The organism is Mediterraneibacter gnavus ATCC 29149 (assembly GCF_008121495.1).
GTDB lineage: Bacteria > Bacillota > Clostridia > Lachnospirales > Lachnospiraceae > Mediterraneibacter > Mediterraneibacter gnavus.
This window is the reverse complement of record NZ_CP043051.1, coordinates 2955144-2981636: the sequence shown is the minus strand read 5'-3', so window position 1 is coordinate 2981636 and position 26493 is coordinate 2955144. Positions and strand designations below refer to the sequence as shown.

The window sequence follows — 26493 nt, the reverse complement described above, 5'->3', positions numbered from 1 at the left end:
AGGACGGTGCTACTGCCCTATTATTATGCTTAGATAGTTCAATGGTAAAACGACTGACTTTTAATCAGTTGCTCCCAGTTCGAATCTGGGTCTGAGCATTGAATACGAAATAGTTGAGAAAGGATGTGAGATATTTGACTCAAAAATTAAAACGATCAAGAGATGAAAGAATTGAAGAATCAATGAAATCTCCACAGAAAATAGATATCTCTGTTGATATGCGATTTCCACTATCTAATTCGACAAATACAAAAAAGTATAAATGTTATATGTGTGGAGAATCTTGGGATTCTCAGAAAAGTCATTTTTCAAAATCTGCACATCCCAAATATCAAGCAAATAACGGATATATTGAAATATGCAATGATTGTCGTGATAAATATTATAAAAAACTTATAGATTTTTACTCTGGAAACGAAGAACATGCAATTAGACATATGTGTATGGAATTTGGATGGGTATATCATATTGATGCTTTAACTGCTTCAAGACAAATATCTGCGGATAGGAGCCGTATCAGTCACTATTTGGCAAAGAAAAATTTAGGGCAAACTGCAAGAATTGGAACTACATATTTTGACAGTATGAAGTTTGAGTTTAATGAAAAACAAGGTGAGATTGTAAAATCCCGTGAACAGGCGAAATCTGAAGAGTCTACTATTACTGCAACAGCCGTTGATCGGTGGGGGGTTGGTTTCACAGAGTCTGATTATAAGATAATGGATGAACATTATAAAATGTTAAAACGGCAAAATCCAAATTGTGACGCCAATCAAGAAATTTTTATTAAAAGTTTGTGTTCGTTATTCATGCTTCAGACAAATGCATTAAAAAGAGGCGATTCAGATAAGTATATTAAACTAACTGATCAGTATAGTAAGACATTTACAAAAGCCGGACTATCTACAATTCAAGAAACAGATAATAGTGCAAATGAATGTCTCGGAGTAACTCTTGCTACTATATCTCAGTATACTCCAGAAGAATATTATAAAGATAAGGAACTATATAAAGACTACGATAAAATTGGGGAATATTTTGATCGATTTGTAAAAAGACCTCTTAGAAATCTTATGACAGGAACAACAGATAGGGACACGGAATATTTTGTAAAGGACAACGCAGATGATGTCGATGAATAATAAATATGCTGATGAACGTCAACAAAATCTTTACAAGAAATTTCCTTCAACTCATTTTTTAAGCAATCCTACAAACGTTCATAATACATTTCTATGGTCTACATTTTTCTCAAGAAATCTACATAGGCTCGCTATGGATTATTTGGGAATTAGGCTACATTTATACCAACAGCTTATTCTATATCTTATGGGCATCTCACAGCTTGTTTGTATCGTTGCGTGTCGTGCTGCAGCAAAATCTTTTATAATTGCTCTATACGCTTGTTGTAAAGCAATTATAAAACCTGGTTCAAAAATCGTACTTGGTTCTGCAACACGCGGACAGAGCAAACTTATCATATCGGAAAAGATAAAGAATGAATTGATGAACATGTCTCCTGCTTTAAGAAAAGAGATAAAGGATATAAAGGATAGTGCAAACGAATCCATAGTGTATTTTAACAATGGATCAACTATTAAAGTATTTACAGCAAATGAATTTGCCCGTGGTCTTCGTAGTACGGATGCTGTACGAGAAGAGTTCCGTCAGATTGACAAAAATATTGATGATAGTGTCATTTCTCCTTTCCAGACAATTAGACAGGCTCCTTTTATGATTGACCCATTTTATGAAGGAATTGAATGTCTAAAAGAAGATCCAAAAGATATATACATTTCAAGTTCATGGTTAGATGATGGACATTGGATGTGGAATTTAGTTGATCAAGCTTATACTGATATGTTGAATAATAGGACTTCTGTAATGCTTGCTTTTGATGAAAGTATTACTCTGAAACATAATATTCGTACTCAAAGGCAGATGCAGCAGGAAAAGAAAAAGCAAGATCCTATTACATGGCAAATTGAATTTTTAAATCTTAGAGTTAGAAACAACTCTTCTGCTTACCTACTTGGTATCCAAGAAATGAGTAGATCTGGCTATTATGGCAAACAGGCTGAACAAATGGCTGAAACAAGTATTCTTGCTCAGGCAGCCGGTGATTTAAATTCAGATGTTGCAAATAGTTATCTTTTGGCATCGAATGCCGCATATCAATATTCTGGAAATGTTCAAAAACTTAATGCGTTACTTGATGGACAAAATATGATCACAAACCGCAACAGTGTATCCATGCAGGATATGGCAGAAGCCACAACTCAAGCAGCTTCAATGGCATCAGAATTGGGGGTTCAAGAAAATCAACTTTCTGCGATGATTGGAACAATTGAGTCCAGAACAAAAGCAGGTGGCAATGAGGTTGGTAATGCGATCAAATCATTGTTGATAAACGTTCAGAATGTAAATAACTCAAAAATTGCAGAAACGTTTAAAAAAGCTGGCGTTGCTCAGACAGAGTTTGTAAACGGTGTAGAAAAAATGCGTAATCCAATTGAAGTATTGGAGGATCTTGCGAAAGTATTTAATCAATTAGAAGAGTCAGATCCACTGCGTACAGAAATTCTTACAAATATTGGACAGAAATACCAAGCGAACAAACTAAGTGCTTTATTATCTGGATGGTCTGACTATGAAAAAATGCTTGTAGATTATTCTGAGGGTACAGGAAGTGCTGCAAAAGAAGCAGAAAAATCTGCAAATAACTGGGAAGGATCTCTAAATAAATTATCAAATACTTGGACTGGATTTATTCAGAATTTCGCTAATTCCAACATGATTACTTCTGGATTACAAGGACTTACTGGAATAATTAAAATAATCGACACAGTTGTTTCAAAAGCAGGAACACTCGAAACTGTTATGGGAGTTTTAGGTGGAGGATTAGCGAGTAAAACAGGATGGGGTAAAACTATCGTAGTTTATAATGCCCCTTTCTATAAGGTTGCATAATAACGCCATGCAATTAACGTAGAGAGTGTTCATATTATATATCGTAGTGTAATATGACCATCCTTGAAAATATAGATTTTCTAAATTGTCGAATATCGGGGGAAGCCGTAAGCCTATTTATATAGGTGCCGGATCGATGCAATAAAAGCGTATTTATTATAGAAGAAATACGTTCGTGAAGGAATAAGCATTTAATGCGAAAATGGTAGTCCCGACGCACTATAACTAAAACATGGAAGTGTAGTTCCATATATGGGGCGCGAGAGACTGACAAGACATGACGTGATACAGGCGTAATTGTATCATATGGTACACAACATACAGTCCGCACCCGGGGAAAGCCTGGGGATGTCAATATGAGGTACGACAGTATCCACTACTGCTCTATTGATACAAACTACACAACCTGTTGCTGACTTGCAAAAACAGGACAGGATAATTATAGTGGTATTCCACTCGGCGTATCTCTCGTCGTTTTCTAATAGAGATAAAAAAATAGACACAAATTGTTTACATTCTACTTGACTTAATACAAAAAGAGTGTATAATAATACATGAGTTAAAAATAATATGCTCGAAACACCACGATGTAAGGACAGGGGATTATCTCCTGTCCTTTTGTTATGTTGTGGAAATAAATAAATAGAATAATTTTTTCTTTCCAAAAACACAAGAGATATTTTAAATATAGAGAAAACAACTATATATAGGAAAAATTTATATAATTAGTGTGTTTTTTATTTTTCCGCACTATATCTAGCGGTTGAACAAATTTAATAAAAAATGTATAATAAGATACACAAAAAATAGTCTAATTTATTTCTCACGTTATATTTCGACATTTTGTTTAATTTTTTTGATGTATAATTGCTTCAAATACCAAGGGGTGATTATATGAAGTTAGGTAAAAAAGGATCCATACATACAAAAGAGGAGGTAAGACATATGGCAGTCTCAATGGCAGTTGTACCGTTATTAAAAGGGGAAGCGGCTACTAAAATCGTAGATGATTTTAAAAGCAGCAAATTAAAACCATTTACAGACGATCAACGTAAGAAGACTAATGCTAAAGTAGCTGAGATACTCAAAGGTAAACGTAATGGATAACACAGAAAACTTTCAATATAAAGAAGAGTTACTAAGCAAAGAGTCATTAAGACATTTTATGTTAGTAGGTGATTTTTGCTGTGGTGCAGACAATCCATTAAATACTTTCTTATCAGATGATGCATTTGATTATGCAGAAGAAAAGCAAGGACACACATACATTTTAATGGACAACGAATACACTTGTATACTAGCATTTTACACAATTAAGGCTAATGCAATTCATACATTTAATATAGATACAAACGAATATATGGCGTTGCCTGTTGTGGAAATAGCAAGAATTGCTGTAGATTTTGACTTCCAAGGGAATGGTTTAGGGAAAATATTATTTTATGATTATATAATACCTAAAATAAAAAAAGTAAGTAAGATTATTGCCATATATGGTATCATTGTATTTGTAGAATCGGAAAATGGTCAAGGAATACAATTTTATAATTCACTAGGATTTAAAAGAGCCAATAATGAAATACAAAAAGCAGTTGGCGATTCTTATAACGAAAAATGTGAATTGTATGTGCTGAAATTAGATGATATAAAAGAGTAGGGAGTAATCCTACTCTTTTATTATATTGGCGGATGTTTTGATTTTATAGAAACATATGTTCAGACTACTCTTCTATTCATTCTTAGTATATAATGAAAATGATACTAATGATGAATAATAGGAGAAAAATAATATGGGAGTAAGAAATGTTGTTCCAATACACGATATTGTAAAACCAGATATATTTGAAGACAAAATAGAATTAATATCAACTTGTGAAATGTCAATAGATGAATTGAAAGCTTTTGCACTTGTGTTAAAATACGCAGCAGTTGTCATGAAAAAAGATGGAATAACCAAAGAAAGTATCAAAAAGGCAAGTGTTGTTTTTTTAGGCGGTGACGAATTAATAATTGACGAAGAAGATGAAAAATGTTGTGCATCTACATTTTCATTAATCATTTATCATATGAATAGATTAAGGAAGGCAAATAATTTTTTAATTATAACTTATGCATATATAGAAGAAATTGTACATCATTTTTGGAACATTCATGACGAAACAGAAGTAAAATATAAAGGGTTAGAAATTATGAAATATCTAAATCCGAATGTAACAATTGATACTTTAAAAAGGTGGAATATAAATTGGAAATGATTTTAATTGAAAAAAACGAGATGAAAAATGATAATATTGAAAATAATTTAATTCTTGATGAATTGATATGTAATTGTGAAATTGCTAGAGATAAAACAACATTTGACTGTGTTTTATTAAATAAAAACGGGAAAACAACAGTGTAACAAATGATATTATTTTACCTGCCTTATATGATGTGTATTTGTTCGTGGGTTTATGACTGTTTAAAATTGGGATGGCATAATCCCACATTATGAGTTTTATATTTTTTTTAATAAAAATAGTAATATTTACTGCTCTGATTCGTCATCAATCGATAGAGAGATAAGATTTATTCTTATCAGAGAGATGAGGCATTATGCCCTCATAAGTGAAATAATTTTTAGTCAAGAGACATCGATTGAGATGTCTCTTCTTCGTATGTAAAATTTTATAAAAGAAGGTGAAGAAATGGAAACATGTGAAAGCCCTAATCAAAATGATTTTAATTCCATTGAACTACGTGCATCGAGCATTTCATTTAAAATTGATAATTGCTCTTACTTAAATCTACAAAATAAAATCGTTTCGATATTAAATGAAAGTAACGTAACTGTAGAAGATCTTGACAATTTAATTCAATTCTTAACAGATTCCAAGAAAACAGCAACGCTTAAATTTTAGATTCCTTTTATCCAATTATATAATATGGAATCTTTAATGCAAAACCCTAATCCTATATGTGATCCATCGTCTATTGTTGTTGCAGAAGCATAATGAATTCCTACGAGAATATAGGAATCATTATATTTTATAAATATAGGTGACCCACTGGAACCGGGAAATGACAGAATGTCTGTCAAGAATATCTCCTGATCATTATACTTTTTGGATATAGGGGTTGCTGTTATGCCACTTTTAATAATAGGACAACCAAGGGGATCTCCTTTCATCCCCTGTGGATAACCAAGCATAATAATATTCTCAATATTTGAACATTTAAAAAGCTGATCATTGTAGAAATCAGATATTTCGATAAATTTTATATTGTACTTGTAGTTTGATGACATAACAGCGTTTATGCCTATTACACCTATATCATACAGAGAATGACTTGATGGATCAATTTTTATTTTTGTTGTTACTATTTTATCGTCTCCATACATAGGAACTTTGAATTCGAATTCAGTACATCCGTCTACAATATGTTTATTACTTATAAGATAATAATTTTCTTTATCTTTACAGAAGAATCCAGTTCCTGTATTACAGATGTTCTTTTCATAATTATATGCTTTTATAAGAGTAGTTGTATAAATTATATTTTCTTCAGTGATCATTATTTATCCTCCAAAGGTGGTGAATCTAAAATTGAAAAATTTACACTTACTGCATTATAAAATATATGCATTTTTACATTTTACAAAATGTAGAATGATTATATTCTTATATTCATTAAACAAAAACAATCGTAAGGTATTGAACCAAATGCATAAAGATTTTTATTGGAAAATCGAAAATAATTTTGGTCTTCAAAAAAATGATTATCCATGTGAATGCCGGTTAGAAAAACAGCACAAATCATGTGACGACTTAAAACGAAGAATACGTGAGTTAGAAACAGAAATGTTATAGAAACATCTCTATCTCTAACTCTTCTCTCACGGTTTCCATGTATGACCACAGTTAGAACATCTATTGACTGTTTTATTACTTCCTAAGAATCCAGTCAGGATTGAGTAACCTTTTTGCCAGGCGGTTATGTTGGTTGATCCGCATTTAACAATTATTCCTTATTTATGAATAATTTTAATAATGCATTTTGATTTATTGCATCTTCGTCAAAAATTGATTGCAGTTTCTCAAAATTTTGGCTGTCTTTATGACGTTTTGACTTTTGAATGATTTTATCAAAATGTTCTTGTAAATCATACACTTCATTAGAATAATCATTTATAATGTTGTATATCTCTTCGGAATATGGTGATACAATTTCAAATTCAGGTATATCGTAATTATCTTTCAGATATTTATAATGTCCAACAAAATAACATAGCCATTTTATTTTATCTGTGATGGTTTCTGGATTATACTCAATATAATTTGACCATTCTTTTTTAATATTTAAATATTTTTGCTGTATGTGCATATCCATTGGTATTGCGATCTTTTCATCCTGTACATATATAGAATTCGATATTTCTTTTATCCTACTTTTCATTTCGATGTACGATGAATGTATTTCCGAATAGTATGACATAATGTTCTTATATTCTTCTATCTGTTTATTTTTAAACATAAGAGAATCGTATATGTGTGTAAATTCATGATACAATATGCTCTTCAAATATGTATCATTCAATGTAAATGCTTCCATATTTACATGTAGTTCATATTGATTTTCATATAATTTAGACGAATCAAATTGAAAGAAAAAATCAACGTCATGAACATATATAAGATTATCTACCGATAATTTAGGATAATCACTTCTTGAGTATTCTTTTTGATACTCTAAATATAATGAAAAAATATCTAATACCTTCATAAAATTTTCTCCAAAGGTGGTGAGTTAAAATTATTAAATTAACAGATGACGAAAAACAATTAGTTATAGATTTATATAAAATCAAATTAAAAATTGATGACATAAAAATGCAACAAAAATTAGACGAGTCGATGACTATTCTGTCGTATCCAAAATGCTCCGTTGAATCTGATTGGCTGTACATTTCTGAAAATCAGTTTATCTGGAACGGTGATGTATACCAAGTTAATTCTGACAAAACAGTAGGAAAACTTCCAGATGATGTTTCGCCAGAATTTGATCTTGATACTATTTGTAGAGAACACGAAAAATTATTGAAGAGAGTAATCGACAAATAAACTTCTGCTCTCCCAGCCACCTTCTTATATCTTCCACTTATGTCCACAGCTCTGACATACATTCATAGGCTTGCCGGAACCAAGGAATCCAGTGAGAAGTGAATACCCCTTATTGACAGTTGCGATTGAAGTTGATCCACATTTCGGACAACGTGGTTTAGATTCCTCTGCTTTCTTACGTTCTTCCTCTGCTTCTTTGGCTTGAACTTGTGACCGGAATTGCGACATTTTTAATTCATATTCTATGATATCGTCATCGTGCAGTTTTATCATTGCATCATAGAAATCTGTGGAATCTGAGATTTTTGACAGAATAATAAAATCATCATCCGGCATTGATGTCATGATTATTGGATGACCATATGGGCATTCTGTAGCAGTGTCTTCATAGAAATACACATAACCATTTCTATAAATTCCATCTTGTATTTTTTCTTTTTTGCATGTTGGACATATTTTTAAATGATTAACCATATTTATCCCCCTATATATTTTTAATTGCAAGTTATTTATATATAGTTTATCAGAACAATAGACGATTGTAAACTACGACTCTGATGCGGATAAATTCACATCTATTTTTGACAATTTTAAAAAGAAAACAAAACCTAAATTTAATCAAGATACATTGGATTTTGCAAAAGAATTCAATAAGCTGGGTAAGAATTCAAATATTGATAATATAGTTTCTCAATTTAAAGAGGTGGATTCTAGTGTTGTTGATATGGCAAAGTCTGTAAAAGATGGTTCTATGTCAATGGATGAGTTCATTGAAAAATCTACAAAAGCTACAACTACTTCTTCTAAATTCAGTAGAATGGCAAAAACTGCTGGTACCGCACTGAAGTCAATTGGTGCTACTGCTCTGAATATGTTTGGTGGTTTTCTTATTGCTGAGGGGCTTAGTCTTGCAATAAAAGGAATTTATAATCTTATAAACGCAGATAAGATTGCAATTGAAAATGGGGAAAAGGCTCAACAGGAAATTAAGGAAGTATTTGATACTTACAACGGAAAAGTCGATACGATTAAAACGCTAGGAAAGAAATTTGCCCAAGATGCAGATTCAATCAAGACCACAGGTGATGCTGTAGAATCACTAACTAAAAAATATGCAGAACTTAGAAAAGGTGTCAGTTCAGATAATACAAATCTTACTCTTTCTGAAAAGGAATACCAGGACTATCTTGACATAAGCAATCAATTAGCTGAATCATTCCCATCACTTGTATCTGGTAGTGATGCAGCCGGAAATTCTATTTTAAATTTAGGTGACAATGCGTCTGTTGCCGCTGACAAAATGGAAAAACTGCAAAAAACACAGATGACGTTGGCTCATAATGATATTGTTGATAAATCAAGAGATACATTTAGAGGTGCTTTTGAAGAAGCAGACAATATTGAAGATGAAATTAAGTCTTTAAAAGGTCAAGAAAAACAATTAAAAGAATCTTCTTCTCAAATTTCTTTAAGTCGAAAAGAAATAAAAGAACAGCTTAAAAATGGACATCTTATCTTCAAGGATATGTCTAAAACCGACGCAGACAAGATGGAAAAGGCACTTGGAGCATATGTCGGGAAAGAATTGGGTCGTGTCAGACGGTCTGACGTATCTTTGGATGGTCACACTATTGACAGAATCGAATTTACAATTGATCCTGTAGTAGATGAGAACAAACTTAATGAAGCAACTGATATGATTGAGGCTAGAGTTTTAGCTGGAGAAGATGAGATTGCAGCAAAAAAAGGTGAAATACAATCCAATATTAAAGCACAAGAACAAAAGCAAAAAGAAGTCTGGAATAGTTTTGCTGAAAGCACAGTAAAACCTTATCTTGAAACATCTGCTGCTATTTCTGATATGCCTGTTGAATTACTTAATGCAGTAGAAAGTAATTTACAGAATTTAGATTGGAAAAAACTTTATAAAGAATACGGCGGAGATGCCGATCAGATGCTTTTGGATGAATTAGTTTCACCATTAAATAGTCTTGAAAAGCCAGCGCAAGAAGCTTTGACGAAAGCACTTAGTTTAGACTCATCAAAAATGTCTATTGCAGAATATAACAAAGCTATTGATTCTGCTTTAAAAGATGTTTCTGACAGCAAGACAACTAGAGACGAATGGAAAAATAGATTCTTTAAATCTGCGATTGATTCTGCAACTGAAGATGCCAATGCATTAAAAGAGCAGTTTAAGGATGTAGAAAAAGAAATTGATAATTTAAGTGGAGAAGACCGAGAATTAGCATACCAAATTGCTATCGAAGATGAGGATTTCGACGGAACATGGCAAGATGTAATGGATAAGATCGAAGTCATGAAAGAAGAATCTGAGAATCCGATGACATTCAATCTTGGTACATTTACATCAGAAGTTGGAGATGCGATTGCTTTAATTGATACATTAAATGCTGCTCTTGCAAATAGTTATTCTGGAAAAGGACTAAGCGTATCTTATGAAGTAGACGAAGAAACTGGTGTTGTACAGTTAACTGGAGACATCGCAAATCTTCAAGCAGCTTATTCAGATTTAGAAGGATATGATCCATCTACTCTATTCGAAAGAACAGCAAATGGTGTACATATTAACAGAGAAGCTCTTAGACAATTACAGGCTCAAGAAGAAGCTTTGAACAAGTCTAAATGGCTCGAAGACGAAAAGAATCTTACAGATCAATTAGCAGTGGCTACCAACAAATTAGCAAATGCAAAGAATTCTGGAAGTGAATCTGAGGTTGCGTCCGCACAAGCAACCGTGGATTCATTACAACAACAGTTGGAGCAAGTTCAATTGTTGTCAGCTGCATATGACGGAGTCACTTCTGCATATCAGCAATGGATAAATGTACAATCATCTGGTGAAGATGGAGATATGTATAGAAACGTCTCTGAAACTATGAAAACAAGGGGCGATGCGTTATACAAAGAAGGTAGATATAATACAGAAGAATTTCGTGCAATTGCCGACTACTTCTCCAATGAAGATTTGTCTACTGCACCAATGGGAAAACTTGTTGCTGCTTATGAAAATGCTGCTAATGCAAGAGAAAGATACTTTACCGGGAATAAACAGGGTATTGATAATTTCATGGCTGATATGCAAAATGATGCAGAATTAATGTCAAAAGGGATTGTCAAAACACTTGAAGACGGAACTATGGAATTCCAAACCGGTTCAGATAAAATTTTAGCTGATAAATTCCATCTTAGTGAAGAAGCAATTCAATCTATTTTAAGAGCTGCATCAGAATATGATGATAGCATAAAAATAGGTAAAATTGACGGTTCAGAAGATTTTAACGCTTCTATTGATGAAATGAAATCAAAAGCTGACGAAGCTAAAGGTAAACTTGAAGAATTAAAGAATGCTGGAAATCAGAGTTTGGATTTGAATTTTAATTTTGACAGCACTGATTTGGCAGATTTAGATTCTCAGATTGAAAGAGCAAAAACAAATCTTGATCAGTTTAAAAATGCAGATGGACAAATCGACCTAAATATTGAAGGTGCTCAGGAAGCCGTTACAATTTTACAAACCCTTATTCAGCAAAAGATTATGGTGAGTCAGCCGGCAATTATGACAATTGACACGACTGGACTTGATGAAGCTACTGCTGATACGGTTTCTAAGTTGCAAGAATTCCAAGAACAATTAAACATCGTTAATTCATTAGAGATGCAACAAGATTTTGGAATTCAAGTAGATACTAACCAACTTGATGCTGCAAAGGCTAAGGCTCAAGAATTATTCTCAGAATTGCAAGGAAAATCAGAAGATGGTTCACTTGAAATTACACCAGATGTAAAAGTTGATACAGGATCAATGGAGTCATTGGAGCAAAGTTTGTCTTCTATGACGCCTGAAATAAAAGCAAAAATTGTTCCTGATGGAAATGTATCTGATACTCTGGTTACTGGTGATATTAAGGTTGAAGACCAGACTGCAAAGGTAGATTATGTAAGAGGAGACCAAGAAGCCCCTGCAGACAGAACTGCTTCTGTTGATTATATTAAAAAGGGTACAGATGTTGGTCGAATTAGCTTGTATATCACAAGTAGCTTACCACAGACTGTCATCGAAAATCCGAATGAAGCTACGACTGTATATACTCCAGATTGGAGTAAAACAAATTTGGTTCTTACACCAATTATGTATTTTAATGATCAACAGCTTACACTGCCAAAAACAGGTCTTACTGTAACATGGAAAAGACAAGAGGGATCATCTGCTCCAACGGATTTAAAAACAGGAGAAACTGTAAAAGATGGAGTTCTTACAGTTTCACAGAATTTTCTTGGGACAATTCAAAGCGGAATCCTTACATATATTGCAAATGTACAGTATACAGACCCAAGCACCAATGTAACATTAGAGACACAGGCTCAGATGACTTTTTCACTGTCTAAGCAAGCAACTGAGGCAAAATATTGTTCAGTTTCTGGAGAGTCTGTATTTTTATATAATTCAAATCAGACTTTAGTAGGTGTTGATACTATTGTGTTAACTGCTACTTGTACAAACGTAAATATTTCACAGTGGCAATATAAAAATGCAAATGGTTCATTTGTTGCAATGCCAACGACAAACAATCCATCCATTAACGGAGCTACTATCAATATTAAAGCATCGGAAAATATTTTATTTAATAATGATGTGGCAGTAATTAAGTTGGTAACAAATGATTCATCTGTATATGACTTACATACAATCACAAAAATCAGAGATGGTGCTGCCGGAAACAGTACCGTAGCAGTTGTATTAAGTAACGAAAGTCATACCCTTCCTTGTAATTCAAGTGGTGCTGTTAATCCAGACACTGGTTATAAAGGAGCAGAAACAACTGTAGGCGTATTTGAAGGTGGTGTTGATGTAACATCTAAATGGACTATCAGTGCAGTTCCAAGTGAAGGAATTACAGGTACGTTTGTAGGCAATAAATACACGGTAACAAAAATGGATAATAATATTGATGTTGGTCATGTTGAATTTTCATGTGTGTCAAAAGCAACAACTTTGAAAAAGAGATTTTCATTAATTAAACAGCGTGCCGGTGTTGATGGGTCTGATGCGGTTATTTATTCTGTTGAAGCATCTACACTTTCTATGAATCTTGGAAAGAATAATGTATTTGCACCAGCTAATGTAACATTTTCAGGAATGAAGCAAGTTGGAGCAGCAACAACACAAACCGTATATAATGGTAGATTTGTTATTTTAGAATCAACGGATGGTTTAAATTTCGGAACAGCTAAATATACATCCTCAACAGATGAGCCTAGTAAAGTATACACACCGTCCAACACAACTGTAAGAGCAATTAAATGTGAGTTGTATGCGTCAGGTGGAACTACAACAAAATTGGACTCACAGACTGTAATGGTTACAAGAGACGGTACTGATGGTGGAAATGGTAAACCGGGTGAAGATTCTATTTCTGTAATTATGGGTAATGAAGCAGAGGTCATCCCATGTAATGCAAATGGTACTGTTAAGATTTCAAGAGATATCAATATCCCATTTTATGCATATAAGGGATTAAGCAGAGCTGCAGTAACATGCACTCCTGGAACTTTACCATCTGGAGTTACTGTAAAAACAAACACAGCCGGTACAACATCTAATGATGGATTGCTGATTATAAATGTTCCTGCAGGAAATAACCTCGGTTCTGCTTCTGATTTATCAGGAACATTCTCTCTTACTTTCACTGTAGGTGGTGTTTCTGTTGTTAAAAAATTTGGTTGGACAAAGAGTATTCAAGCAACGAATGCGGTACTGTTACAGATTTATGCTCCGCAAGGTGATGTAATCGTAAATGGTGGTAATAATGTCGTATTAGAAACTCAACTTTCTGACGGAAGTACAATTATCGCTTCAGGCATTACATATAAGTGGGCAAAATTCAAAAGTGGAAATTACGAAATTATTGAGGGGCAGACAACAAGTAAATTAACAGTTACTCCAGTGATGGTAGATTCTCTCGCTTCATTTAAATGTACAGCGACATATGGCGGGAAAGAATATATTGCATATTGGACTGTGACCGATAAAAATGATCCGCTTGATTTGCAAGTGTTGTGTTCTGTAGGTACACAACTTACAAATGAAACAACTTTTGGAGCGGTGTATACTTTAGCATATTTAAATGGAGAAGAAATTGATCCAATTAAATCAACTACATTCTCTACAGAAGCTCCAAAGTCTCCTCATACAGGAGACTTCTATTATCATATTGATAAGGTAAAAAAAGAAGTTGTTCTCAAGAAATATAATGGATCCGCATGGGCTGATGCTGCAGAAAGTGATTTACCAACTGGAGTTTATAAGTATTACAGACGGCAAAATGGAGTCGAGCTTGACACAGACAAAGAATGGAAAACAGGAAAAGTTATTTTTGTCGATAGAGAACTTGTAAATAAGAATCTGGTGATTAATTGCGAGGCAGAAATTTCTTTAACAACATAAAATTGTCATTCACGGAGAGTAGGAAGCACTACTCTCCTATTTTAATATAAGGATGGTGAAATATGAAAGCATATGGACAAATTACACTAACTGTTGTGAATGATGGCGAACAAGGAAAGCCCGGAGCACCCGCATTAAATGTAGTAGTTGCGAATGAATCACAGTCGATCCCATGTACGAATGCAGGACTTGTAAGCAAACAAATGCTGCTTGAAATACCTTTCACTGGATATGAAGGCTTTACAAAAATTGCGTGTGAGGTTACAGTTGGTGAATTGCCATCCGGAATATCTCATACCGTTGAAAATGCAACCCCTGAGAAGGACGGAAAAGTTATTTTAAATGTTGCTAAAAATGCAACTCTTGGTGGAGCCGATATTTTGAACGGTGTTATTAATCTAACATTTACGCTAAAAGGACAGTCTGTTGTAAAACAATTCTCTTGGACAAAAACGAAAGATGGGGCTAATGGTTCTGCGCGAGTATATATGTTACAACCATCTACTTTAATTGTTAAGAAGCTTTCTGGTGATAAGTTTTCACCAGAAGCTGTTACATTTTCTGGTTTTTATAAAGATGGAAATGCGGCGGCTACAAATGAATATTCGGGTCGTTTTATCATAGAAAGAAGCATAAATGGAACAACGTTTGAAACAGTATATACCTCTTCAAAAGATGAAGCAATCTCCATATATAAAGTACAAAAAGACGATGCTGCAATTAAATGTACTTTATGTGCAAGTGGAAGTATTACTAATAAATTGGATTATCAGACTGTTACTGTCTTGAATGACGGAAGCAATACAAATTCTGGAGGAGTAAATCTTGTAGAAGAAACAAACAGGGGAGATAAAAATTGGCGATGGAATATGGAAGTTGGCGATTATACTACTTCTGCCGAATCTTCAAATAAAATAAATTGTGCAAAACTAACGCGAGGGTCTTTAGCTCAAAGCGGATGGTCTTATATTTTATATAGCAAGATTATGCCTGAAAAATACAAACCTGATGAAGATTATATGATTTCTTTTGATGTAAAATCTAACGTTACTACTTCTATTAATGCATATCTATGCGACGAAAATAGCGTAAAGAATACCAATGATATTGGAGAAACATATACTGCAATCAAAAATGAGATTGTGAAAGACGAATGGAAACAATGTATTTTTCAGGTAAGAACGAAGAAAACTCTTCTTAGTACTCGACAACAAGTATTGTATCTCACTGATATGGATTCCAAACCGAATACATATTATATGTTCAAAAATCTTCAAATTGAGCGTGGAACAATTGTTACGGATTGGAAACCTGCTCCAGAAGATGTAAAAAACGATGTCTCTTCATTGGAAGAAACAATTATTACAAAGATTGGATTAGAGGTCGATAATTTAAATAAAAAGATTAGTGCGAAGGTTGACCAGACAAAATTCAATCAATATATTGGCGAAAATGGAGAAATAATAACAGGAATAACCGATAAGGTAAATAATGTACAAATTGATTTGGAAGGTATAAATACAGAAGTAAGTAAAGTACAATCTACGCTTGACAAAAAAGCAGATGGAAGTACAGTACAGACATTAAGTCAAGAATTTTCTGCGTTTAAACAATCAACAGAAGGATTTCAACAGACAGTAGAAAAGAACTACATCACCAAAAAAGGACTTAGCGAAGAATTAAAAAAAAATGCTTCCTTTACTATTTCACTTACAAACGATAATCATATTATACCAACAGATTCAACCGGAGAAAATGGAAATTATAGTGGATGCGAAACAACTGTTTCTGCTGTTTTTGGTTCAGAACTTGTAACTGAAAATTGTACGTTTACACAGTTGCCGTCACAAGGCGTAACCGGAAATTGGAACCCAAAGACATTTACATACACTGTAACAAATATGACAACTGATACTGGATATGTTGATATTACAGCTAAATATTCTGTCACAATTAGTGATAAACAAGAGATTAGATCTGACACAAAACGTTTTGTTTTGTCAAAAAGAAAAGACGTAGAAAATACAGTCGTATACACACTTCAATCGTCAGATACAATTATAAAAAAATTAACTGATAATACTTTTGACCCTAAAACAATTAAATTTTCTTCGTTTTACAGAGAAGGAAATTTATCTCAGAAAAAATATAACGGGGCTTTTCAAATTCTGGAATCAGATGGTGGAGTTTTTACAGAAAAATACTTCTCATCCGTAAAACAGTCAGAGATTGTATATACCCCAAAATCAGATAACGTAACAAAAATTCAATGTGTTTTATATAAAGAACTCGACAAGACAGATGAGTTAGACAGATATACAATCAACGTTATTTCTGATCAGACAGTTGATATAGGATGTCGAAATTTAATTCGAAATTCTAAAGATTTAATTTTTAATTCATATGGTCTTGTTAAGATATAAAAATTATTAGGAGGTGAGTGATTGGCTAATTTTGAATCTGTTAAAATGACTAATCCATATGGAATTGAAGACACGGTATTAAAATTATCTATAGACAGTGAACAGAATAGTTATAGATTATCAAATTTAATTACTGAGCCTGATAGCTATGTTTTTGTGATTTGGCACAAGACGAATACACCATGTACAATTTCTATCAACGTATTTGGAGAAATAATCACGTCAGAGTCAAATTCCCAGTGGACAAAAGTTGTAAAAGTTAAAAAGGTATCAGATGTATCAAATAAGAATATAGATATCACACCTCCGATAAACAGCACGACATTTTTTTACGAAGCATACTTATCAAGAGGTACGATTGATACTTCTTGGACTCCTGCACCAGAGGATGATGCGGAAGAAATTATCGGTTTAAAATCTGAAATAAAACAAACAGCAGAGCGTATCGATCTGACAGTTGGAAATATGGAAAAAGAAATATCGCAACTGTCAATACGTGCAGGAGAAATAGAACAAACTGTAAAAGATACAGAGAAAAATTTAACAAGTAAAATTGAAAGTACAGCCGGAGAAATAAATCAAAAAGTTGAAGACACAAAAAATGATTTAAAAGCGGAAATAAGTTTGTCTGCAGACAATATCATACATACAGTTGGGAAAAATCATGTTACTGCTATACGCTACATTAGAGATTGGTTAAATGGCAGTAATTTGGATAACCAAAATAGATGGACTGAAATAAATGTATTTTCTAAAAATGTAAACATTGCAAATGGAATTATCCCAATTTGCAAAGATGAAGATGGCTCTGCAATTACTATCCAATATCCAGAAAGATATACAGATGGTGATACATCGAAATATATTGAAGCAGAAACTGGATGGAAATGTTTAGAATTAGATTTAGGACAGGTTAAAAATGACATTGATTATATAACAATTTGGCATGAATATCCTCTTACAAGTGCAGAATTAGATGCGGTAAAGATATTCAATCATCGATTACAGGTTTCCACGGATGGCAAGACTTGGTTCACTTTATATGATTCAAGATATCAGCAAAGTGGAGGATACAAAGAGGATCCTAGCGGGAAAACTTATTATATAAATGATACTATAATAAATGATAACTTCTCTTCTGTTCAACAGAATATAGCAGGGATAAATACTACAATTCAAAACGTAGAGGAGAATTTAAGAACTGAAATTAAGGAAAGTGCAAATGGATTCAACGTAAATATTCAAAAAATATCGCAAGACTTGGAAAATGCAAAATCTGCACTGAACAATGCAATAGACTCCTTGAATACTTCGTTCAATGTTGAGTTAGGAAAAATTACAGGTATCATCGAAGGAATTGACGAGACGACTGATCAGAAGATATCATCTGCTATTCAGCAATCTGCTTCTGGTTGGCAAGGTGTTTTTAAGAAATATGGAATGTATAACGATGGTGTGTCTTCCGAACAAATAAATGTAACGATTGACGGAAAAGGCGTGCAAGTATTAAACCCATCTACTTCAAGAAGCACACAAATGACAACAAATGGATTTGAAGGATGGTATAACGGTAATAAAGTTTTCTGGATGCAAGAAGATGCCACAAAAACATCCCGTGTATATGCAGACAGAGGGGTAGAGTTGCCAACATTAAAAATGATTCCTTTGACAGTACAAGATAATAATAGTATTACACGAAATGGAATTGCATTTGTAAAAACAGGTGGTTCAAGTTAATAAAAGTTTTAAGATGTCGTGTACAGCATGACATCTTTTTATATAGATTGGAGAGTGATAAAGTTTGGCAGGAAGATACGAAAAAAGAATTGACGTTATTAACGAGACTGTAAATGCGGCTCAAAACACGTCCAACATAACAATTGCTCTGTATTTTAGGAGAACTGATTATTCTTATTGGGGATATAACCGTGAAGGAAGCGCATGGTATAGAATTGCGATAGAGGGAACTGGATATAATACAGGAAATGTTACTTGGACTTTTGATCTCAATGTTGGTCAGAATGTATGGGTTGAAATTGGACGAAAAACATTCACAGATATTCCTCATGATGCAAATGGTGATCTTAGTTTTACAATGTTTGGTGATATGTACTTTGGAACATCAGTGTCCCCAACGGCTGCGGAATTAGGTGGAACTGGACAGATTCGTAATGCATATTTTGGAAAACATATTGATAGAAATGTAAAGATTACTCAATTTGAAAAAAACAATTCTACTTCAGGAACGACTGTTGGGTTTAATTGGGCTACATCTGATAATATTAACGCATTACACTTATATGACGGCGACACAAAGCTTAAAGAATTCTCTGTTTCTGGCAAAACCGGATCAATTACATATGTAGTTACACCAAACAGAAATTATAGGTTTCAAATTCGTGTCAAAAAAACTGGAACAAGCTTATGGACAAATAGTGGATATATTGAACATTCTATTGGATATCCGTCAATCACGGGTGACTTCAATTTAAATATAAACTCTCCTATAAATCTATATTTTACCGGAACTACCCCAACATCGTCAGTATACTTATATGTTGGTTCAAAAGATGATAACAATTACTTTGCGGAAAAGAAAAATATACAGTCAAGTTATGTATCTATAACTCTCACATCTGATCAAAAAAATAAAATTTACAAACTTGCTGGTCTTAAAGAGTGGATTACTGTTGTTATTGTGCAGAACTTACATATCAACGGAGTAGAAACACCATATCAACAATATTCTGCGACAATGCAATTGAATATTTCTTCTACAGCACCTGTATTTACAAATTACTCGTATAGTAATATTAACTATTCTGTGTCAAATATTATTGGCTCTAGCAAAGCTCTTGCGAATATACCATGTATGCAAGTTCAAATTAGCACATCAAACAAAGCTCACTCTTCTGTTTCTACAATTAGTAAATATGTATGCACCATTTCCGGTGGCAACAACAATAGTTTTAGCAGAACATATGAAGCACAGGAATCACAATCAGATGTATTGATCGATCTTGGAGCGATTACTGAATATGGAAGATACTCTATATCTGTTTATGCTGTAGATGCGCGTGGAATATCTTCTTCGCCAGTAGTAAAGCAAAACGCTTTTGAAGTAATTGATTATCATGTTCCACTTGCTGCTACATTTGAGCTGAAAAGACTAGGAAATTTTGAAAAGGAAGTAAGTTTAAATGTTGTTTGTAATATCTCTAGGGTAAGCGGATATAACACATCTTTTACTTCTTATTATAGATATTGTAGGACTGGAACAAGTATGCCTTTATCATGGACTACCATAACTAATATTCAAGATGGCGGAATTGATGGAAGTGATTATAAGAAAATAATAATAAATTCTAATTTTTTAACACTAGAAAAGGGAGAATCTTATGATTTCCAATTTAAGTTTAAAGATAGGTTTTCTGAAGTAGTAATCAATCCATCTTTGTCTCAAGGTGTTGCGCCACTGTCTGTTTATGAAGATGGTACTGTTGCCATAAATCGAGTTCCTGATTTCAATCAGACAGATAGGGCAAAATTGCAGATTGACGGCGATATCATGATAAACAGAAACAGTGATAGTGAAGAGGTATTTGTTGCAGAATTCTTAGAGTCTATGAATACAAAGCTTAATACGATTGAAGAAAATAATTCACAAGTGTTGTCAAAACTTGAGGGGAAAATAGACAGGTCTGATATTGTTGATAATTTAACTTCCAGCTCGGCAACTGCTCCTTTAAGTGCAAATCAAGGACGAGTTTTAAAAGAACAAATTAATGGTGTTCTTACAGTTGAAACAAGAGACTTATATGGACAACCTTGGGGAAATTCCATGAATGTAAGATTAGTAAAACTCGGATCGATTTGTGTATGTAATATTTTTTGGACTGGAGCTACTGGCACAAGCAAAAGTGCAACTATATCCGAAATAACTATTCCTGATGGATTTAGACCTTATGGAACGGTTTTTGCTACTGCACAAAATGTTACATCTAACTCTACATATGGTGCCTCAACACGAATTCAAATATCAAACAATGGTAGGATTAGCTTTGTTACAGATAATACCGGGATGTTGGAACGACATGTTACATTCGCATACAGTATAGCTTAATGACAGTCAATATAGACTGTTTTTTATTTGAAACGAGGTGATCACAATTTACACAATAATTATGAATGACGACAAATCCCTCACTGCTACTGTCGTCACAACACTATATCAAAGAGAAAAATTAGCAGATAAAATTCAAATTTTAATCCCTCCGAATTATGGAGAATTGGACTTGAATGAGTTTACTGCCACATTAAAATACGTGGATCAAGCAAATGTTCCACACGCAGAAATTTTAAAAAAAGATGCTGAATTGTATAAAGAACACATTCGATATGTTCTGCCAGTAGATACAGAATTAACGCAATATGCTGGGGACATTACAATTCGGTTGACATTCACAAAAACAGATATGGAAGTAAAAAAAGTGTTCGTAGTACATACTGGAGAACTTGTAATTAAAATTTCTCCTCTAAAAGACTACTACTCTTTCGTCCCAGATGAATCTCTTGAATTTGTTGATCAGATTGTTTCTGATTTACAGAATAAGATTTCAGCTCTGGATAAAATTGCCGATATATACGATAAAACAAAGGCAGATAATATTCAAATTAAAAATGGGAAAACACTGCAGCTGTTGTCAAACCATATTCCAATTGGAGACGAAGTTACTGTTATAGGAGAAGACCAAGATGACGGAGGCTCTTTTGACATGGTTGAATTTTAGTTTAGGCGATAGAACATTCTATCGTCTTTTTATATACGAAAAATTAAGGAGGTACAACTCATGGCAGATTTAAAAGTAAAATTTGCAACAGGTGAAAAGGGGAAAATTGAGGAAGCAAAAACATCCGGAAAACTGGATGCAAATGATTTCATTGTCACAAGCGACACTGATGAACTTGCATTTATTAACAAAAATGGAGAAACAAAGTTTCTGAAATCCAAATCATCTAAAGAGTACACGTTGAAAGGAACAGATCTCGGCGCTCTTAAGGCAGGACAGACGATTCCAAAAGAAATTGATATGGATGGTCTGCTTAATCTGATTACCCAGAAATCAATTCCGGCTACTTATACAAAACCTAGTGTTACTTTAGTTAACAACGCAGGAACTGCTGCCGATACTGTTGAAGCCGGAACATCTGTTACACCAAAAATTAGAGCTACATTTAATAAAAATGATGCCGGTGAATTAACTGCTATTTCCATTAAAAAAGGAGCCGAAAGTGTCAAAGACGGAACGACATCTCCTCTTGATTATGTAGGTGAAGCAATCGTTATCGGTGATGAAACAGTGACTTTTACTGCTTCTGCTACTTATAAAGATGGAGCAATTAAGAATGATAACCTTGGTAATCCATCTCCAGATGGTCAAATCAAAGCGGGAACTGTTTCATCAGGAGGATATGTATTCACTGGACGACGTAATTCATTCTGGGGAAGCGGAGTCGGGAAAGTTGAGTCTCCTACTTCTGATACAGTTCGTAAATTATCAAACAAGAGACTTAATATTGGATCTGGGGCTAAAATTTCTATGAAAGTAGAAACTGGTCAACAGAATATCGTATTCGCATTACCAGAACCAAGAACACTTACACAGGTTATTTACGATGATCTTGGAGATAAAGGAATGCTGTCTTCTTTCACAAAATCTACGATTCAAGTTGCTGATGCTAGAGGCGGACAGAATGGATTAAAGGATTATAACTGCTATGTCTATAATTTAAGCGTTCCCGCAGCGGCACCTATGAACTTCACTTTTGCAATCGGATAAACTGAAAGGAGAAATTAAATTATGGCAAATTATAAAGAACAAGAATTATTGACTGTGGTTAAAGCCTATTCCAGAGCGAACCCACTGGCTTTAGACTCTTCTTCCGTTCATGATACCCAAGAAGCAGCATCTACATATGCAAAACAACCAAATGCTTATGCAGGTCAGATTATTACTGCAAAAGTGAATGGAAAATATAAAGCCTATGTTTTACAGGGAACAAATGGTAATTGTACTCTTGAAGCAGTAGGAGCTGATCCGTCCGCAATGAAACAATACGTAGTTGTTGGTACAAGACCTGAATCTGGTCAGCAACAGGGAATTATCTACATTGATACAAATGTAGGTTATATCTGGGATGGAGCAAAATGGGTAAAAGTATTCGAGGATGTATCTACTTCTATTACAGACTTCCAGAAACGCATCACAAAACTTGAGGGTGACATTAACCTAAAAGCAAATATTGCAAATGCAAACTTTACAGGAACACTGAAATTAGAAGGAAAAGATATTGCAACAAAGGAATATGCAGAATCGATTGTAAATGCTGCAAAATCTGAGGTTCCGATTGTAATTGATGAAGACCATCCATTCCCTGATGAAGCATATAAAGCTGGACAGAAATATGTTGTTGCTCTCGCCGGAACATATCTTGGACAGAAGTGTGAAATCGGTGATTTAATTCTTATCGTAAAAGATTACAATGTTGAATCTGTATCTAATGCTGATGGAATCGTGTTGCAGTCTAACATTGACGGTGCTGTTACGAGTGCCGATCCTTCTGCTATTGAAGGCGAGATCGTTGTAATGAGCGGTGCTACCGGAAAGGTTATCAAATCTTCCAAAGTAAATATCTCTGCTCTGAATGAAGCAATCGCAAAAGCACATGAACATGCAAATAAGGATAAACTTGATACATACACTAAGACTCAAACTGAATTACTGAATGAGGCATCTACAGATGCACAAAGTAAAGTAGATGCTCTTAAAAATACTGTTGATGGTAAAGCAGACAAAGCCACAACATTAGCTGGATATGGTATTGAGGATGCATACACAAAGACTGACATTGACGGAAAACTGAAAGTTATCAAAGATAATGTCAATACAAAAGTAGATGCTGCAACTGTTGATTCTAAGATTTCTGCTGCAAAACCTGGAATTCTGTCTGAAGCTGCGCAGGCTGCCAATGAAGCCTTGAATACAAAAGTTGGCGATTTAGGTGAGTCTGGAACAGTTGTTGATTATGTAAAACGTGCGGTAGGATCAGGAGGAGTAGATATAACCGACCAAATCAACGACGCTATTAAGCAAAGCAAAGCCTATACAGATGATAAATTGTCTATTACAGAATTTTAACTATAAAAATATATAAGAATCGGAGGTGCTAATTATGGCAAAAGCTGAAACAAAAACTATATTAAAGGCATACTCCACAGTTGAATCTAAGTTGTCTACTCTCCCACCTGAGGATGGGCAACTTATTTTCGTTTACGATAAAAAGAAGATTATATTAGATAATCATGGAGTTCGTACGGTTTATGAGCAAATACAAACCATAGAAACAGAAGAACAACGTAATGATTTACTTGCACCTATTGATTCTTTTTATTTCGTAATTGAAACATCTATATTGTGGAGATATACAAATGGACATTGGAATCAAATAACAACCTCCCCTCAAGAACAAATTGATAGAATTGTCGCAGAGGGAGCGAAGCAGATCAAGGAAGTACAGGATAAAGGCGCAGAGGTATTGCAGTCTATTCCGGAAGACTTTACAACGCAGATGGAGACTAAGCTGGACAAACAGCAGGGGATCGAGAACAAGGGTAAAGCTCTTGTGATCGGAGAAGATGGTAATGTAGTGCCTGGAGAAGTCGCTAGTGGTGGCGGAGATGGTATTGCAATTATAAACACCATGAGTGGAGAAAGCCCACTTGTGATACCGGATAGTGCTGAGAGAGTAAATAAGAGGTTGGAGCTTGGTGGGAAGACGGAGCAGGTGCAGACTACTGGGAAGAATTTGCTTCCGGACAAATTTTCGATCTATGCAGAGGGAAAAAGCAAGACAAATCTCAAATTGCAGATTGGAAACTATGTATATAGCTCAAAAACGTCAAAGAACTTGTATATATTACACGAAGACAAAAGCAACATTACGAATGGATGGACTGCTACTAACAAGTTTAATTTTAAAATTGATAAAGAAGAAACTATTGAGGTCAGAATAGAAACAGAAAACCCGCTAGAAATTCTACCGATGATTAGGGAGGAGACTGAGTTGGATTCCTACGAACCCTATACAGGCGGTAAACCATCCCCAAGCCCAGAATATCCGCAGGAAATCAAGAGTGTCGGAAAGTGGAATGATGAGAAGCAGAAGTATGAAGTGGATGTGAAGGTAAGTAACTGTGGCTATTTGCAAAAAGGTTCATATGCCGACAAAATAAGACCTCTTCCATTAGAAAAAGGTAAAACGTATAGAATTTATGTTGATGTAAAATCTGCTGTTGTGAATGTATGTATATTGAATGAAGAAAGAACATTTGCTAATTCTGGACAACTTTATGCTTATTATAATTCCAGAGGATATCCGATTAGCAGCACTGGCGTTGTAAGCGGTATCTGTAGATTGCCGAACTCATTATATAGAGGTTATACATTCACTGTGACCGTAGATGGATTATTTTTGTACCAAGGAGTTAATGCTAACATTCTTAATACCGATAATGCTTATGTTGCATATGACTTTATTAAAAAAGTTGATATAAGTTCTCCGTATACTGAGAAAGAGTCGGTTGTTTTAACTTCCGACCGTCCTATTACAAAATGGGATAAACTGGTTGAGCAGGACGGACAGATTGGGTGGTTGTATCAGTCGGCAATCGATACAGACATACGACCATCCCGGACAGATTTGTTCCCGTATGGTTTTAAACTTTATAAAAACCACAGTAATGGTGTGTATACGTATACTGTAACCAACATAAAAAAGATAAAAGGTTATCAAACATCTTATTGTAAGCAATTTAAAAATGTGGATGGATCGTATAATACCGGAGAATTATACCGCTACTCTGATCAACCAAGTATGCAATCACAGTATTTTAATACGGATATTGCGACAAAAGAAGAGTTTATTAAGTGGATGGAAAATAACCCATTAACAATGGTTTACAAAACTGAGGAAACCGAATTCGTCCCCCTACCACAATCCGAACAAAACGCTATCCGAGCATTAAAAACCTACTGCCCTACCACAGTCATCACAGCGGACGGAGGGGAGCTTGACCCCGATATTAAAGTAACATATACGGCGGATACAAAGAACTACATTGATGGAAAAGTGTCTGCAAAAGTGGCAAGTATATTAAGACAATACCAGGCTGACACAGCAAATCTGCTATCTTTAATGCCTATGGAAACACAGGCAACAATGATAGAAAATGACATGAATAACATTTTAAACAACTTAGAAAGTGAGGAAGCACATGAATAACACAGTAATCGTAAAATTAATGACAAATTTGATTGAAAAGAAGTTTTACAACACAAAGGATGAAGCGGTTGCAAAACTGGATGTCTATTTCGCTATGAACCGAATCAGCGAAGAGGAATACGCAACTCTGACACTTCTGGCGGAGACAACTTACGCAGAAGTACAGACTGTTTAGACATTTTTATAG

19 protein-coding genes and 1 tRNA gene are annotated in these 26493 nt (G+C 34.2%); 17 read left to right on the top strand and 3 right to left on the bottom strand.

Annotated features, from left to right (window positions below; all coding sequences use genetic code 11):
• Nucleotides 1-27 precede the first annotated feature (27 nt).
• The 8 genes from FXV78_RS14730 (at nt 28) to FXV78_RS14700 (ending at nt 5870) form a co-directional block, all read left to right on the top strand.
• Nucleotides 28-98 (top strand) — tRNA-Lys (locus tag FXV78_RS14730).
• 36 nt (nt 99-134) lie between these two features.
• A complete protein-coding gene (locus FXV78_RS14725) occupies nt 135-1142 on the top strand; it encodes a hypothetical protein (protein WP_039959087.1) in 1008 nt (335 codons plus the stop codon).
• Nucleotides 1135-2970: a phage tail tape measure protein gene (locus FXV78_RS14720; protein ID WP_004840089.1), complete on the top strand. Its 1836-nt coding sequence runs from the start codon at nt 1135-1137 to the stop codon at nt 2968-2970. Before FXV78_RS14725 ends, FXV78_RS14720 begins: the two co-directional genes overlap by 8 nt.
• A 945-nt stretch (nt 2971-3915) precedes the next feature.
• Complete coding sequence (locus tag FXV78_RS14715) at nt 3916-4077, top strand: hypothetical protein (protein ID WP_165480281.1); 162 nt, start codon at nt 3916-3918, stop codon at nt 4075-4077.
• Nucleotides 4070-4627: a GNAT family N-acetyltransferase gene (locus FXV78_RS14710; RefSeq protein WP_004840091.1), complete on the top strand. Its 558-nt coding sequence runs from the start codon at nt 4070-4072 to the stop codon at nt 4625-4627. Before FXV78_RS14715 ends, FXV78_RS14710 begins: the two co-directional genes overlap by 8 nt.
• Before the next feature lie 133 nt (nt 4628-4760).
• Entirely contained in the window at nt 4761-5225 is a 465-nt protein-coding gene (locus FXV78_RS14705; protein ID WP_004840092.1) for a hypothetical protein, read from the top strand.
• Nucleotides 5216-5371 (top strand): hypothetical protein, encoded by a 156-nt coding sequence (locus FXV78_RS17975; protein ID WP_156792481.1) that lies wholly within the window; start codon nt 5216-5218, stop codon nt 5369-5371. The genes FXV78_RS14705 and FXV78_RS17975 overlap by 10 nt, the downstream gene beginning before the upstream one ends.
• A gap of 286 nt (nt 5372-5657) precedes the next feature.
• Nucleotides 5658-5870, top strand: coding sequence for a hypothetical protein (locus FXV78_RS14700; RefSeq protein ID WP_004840094.1), 213 nt, complete (start codon nt 5658-5660; stop codon nt 5868-5870).
• Here FXV78_RS14700 and FXV78_RS14695 read toward each other — a convergent pair.
• From FXV78_RS14695 to FXV78_RS14680, 3 genes are all read right to left on the bottom strand, one after another.
• A complete protein-coding gene (locus FXV78_RS14695; RefSeq protein ID WP_004840095.1) occupies nt 5867-6526 on the bottom strand; it encodes a S1 family peptidase in 660 nt (219 codons plus the stop codon). The genes FXV78_RS14700 and FXV78_RS14695 overlap by 4 nt on opposite strands.
• Before the next feature lie 446 nt (nt 6527-6972).
• Nucleotides 6973-7734: a hypothetical protein gene (locus tag FXV78_RS14690; RefSeq protein ID WP_004840096.1), complete on the bottom strand. Its 762-nt coding sequence runs from the start codon at nt 7732-7734 to the stop codon at nt 6973-6975.
• Nucleotides 7735-8096: 362 nt separating this feature from the next.
• The gene (locus FXV78_RS14680; RefSeq protein ID WP_004840098.1) at nt 8097-8546 is read right to left on the bottom strand and encodes a hypothetical protein; all 450 of its coding nucleotides are present in this window, start codon (nt 8544-8546) and stop codon (nt 8097-8099) included.
• 154 nt (nt 8547-8700) lie between these two features.
• On the opposite strand from FXV78_RS14680, the gene FXV78_RS18340 reads away from it, so the two are divergent.
• From FXV78_RS18340 to FXV78_RS14635, 9 genes are all read left to right on the top strand, one after another.
• Complete coding sequence (locus FXV78_RS18340) at nt 8701-14541, top strand: coiled-coil domain-containing protein (protein ID WP_004840099.1); 5841 nt, start codon at nt 8701-8703, stop codon at nt 14539-14541.
• Between the two features lie 62 nt (nt 14542-14603).
• Nucleotides 14604-16964 (top strand): hypothetical protein, encoded by a 2361-nt coding sequence (locus tag FXV78_RS14670; protein ID WP_004840100.1) that lies wholly within the window; start codon nt 14604-14606, stop codon nt 16962-16964.
• Between the two features lie 21 nt (nt 16965-16985).
• The gene (locus tag FXV78_RS14665) at nt 16986-18701 is read left to right on the top strand and encodes a hypothetical protein (RefSeq protein ID WP_039959092.1); all 1716 of its coding nucleotides are present in this window, start codon (nt 16986-16988) and stop codon (nt 18699-18701) included.
• A 64-nt stretch (nt 18702-18765) separates the two neighbouring features.
• Nucleotides 18766-21087, top strand: a complete 2322-nt coding sequence (locus FXV78_RS14660; protein ID WP_004840102.1) for a hypothetical protein — start codon at nt 18766-18768, stop codon at nt 21085-21087.
• Nucleotides 21088-21148: 61 nt separating this feature from the next.
• Nucleotides 21149-21754 carry a hypothetical protein gene (locus tag FXV78_RS14655; protein WP_004840103.1) on the top strand — a complete coding sequence of 202 codons (606 nt, stop codon included), beginning with the start codon at nt 21149-21151 and terminating at the stop codon, nt 21752-21754.
• Nucleotides 21755-21814: 60 nt separating this feature from the next.
• Nucleotides 21815-22804 carry a hypothetical protein gene (locus FXV78_RS14650; RefSeq protein ID WP_004840104.1) on the top strand — a complete coding sequence of 330 codons (990 nt, stop codon included), beginning with the start codon at nt 21815-21817 and terminating at the stop codon, nt 22802-22804.
• Between the two features lie 21 nt (nt 22805-22825).
• Nucleotides 22826-24163, top strand: a complete 1338-nt coding sequence (locus FXV78_RS14645; RefSeq protein ID WP_004840105.1) for a hypothetical protein — start codon at nt 22826-22828, stop codon at nt 24161-24163.
• Between the two features lie 34 nt (nt 24164-24197).
• Nucleotides 24198-26306 carry a hypothetical protein gene (locus FXV78_RS14640; protein ID WP_004840106.1) on the top strand — a complete coding sequence of 703 codons (2109 nt, stop codon included), beginning with the start codon at nt 24198-24200 and terminating at the stop codon, nt 26304-26306.
• Complete coding sequence (locus tag FXV78_RS14635) at nt 26299-26481, top strand: hypothetical protein (protein WP_004840107.1); 183 nt, start codon at nt 26299-26301, stop codon at nt 26479-26481. Before FXV78_RS14640 ends, FXV78_RS14635 begins: the two co-directional genes overlap by 8 nt.
• Nucleotides 26482-26493 lie beyond the last annotated feature (12 nt).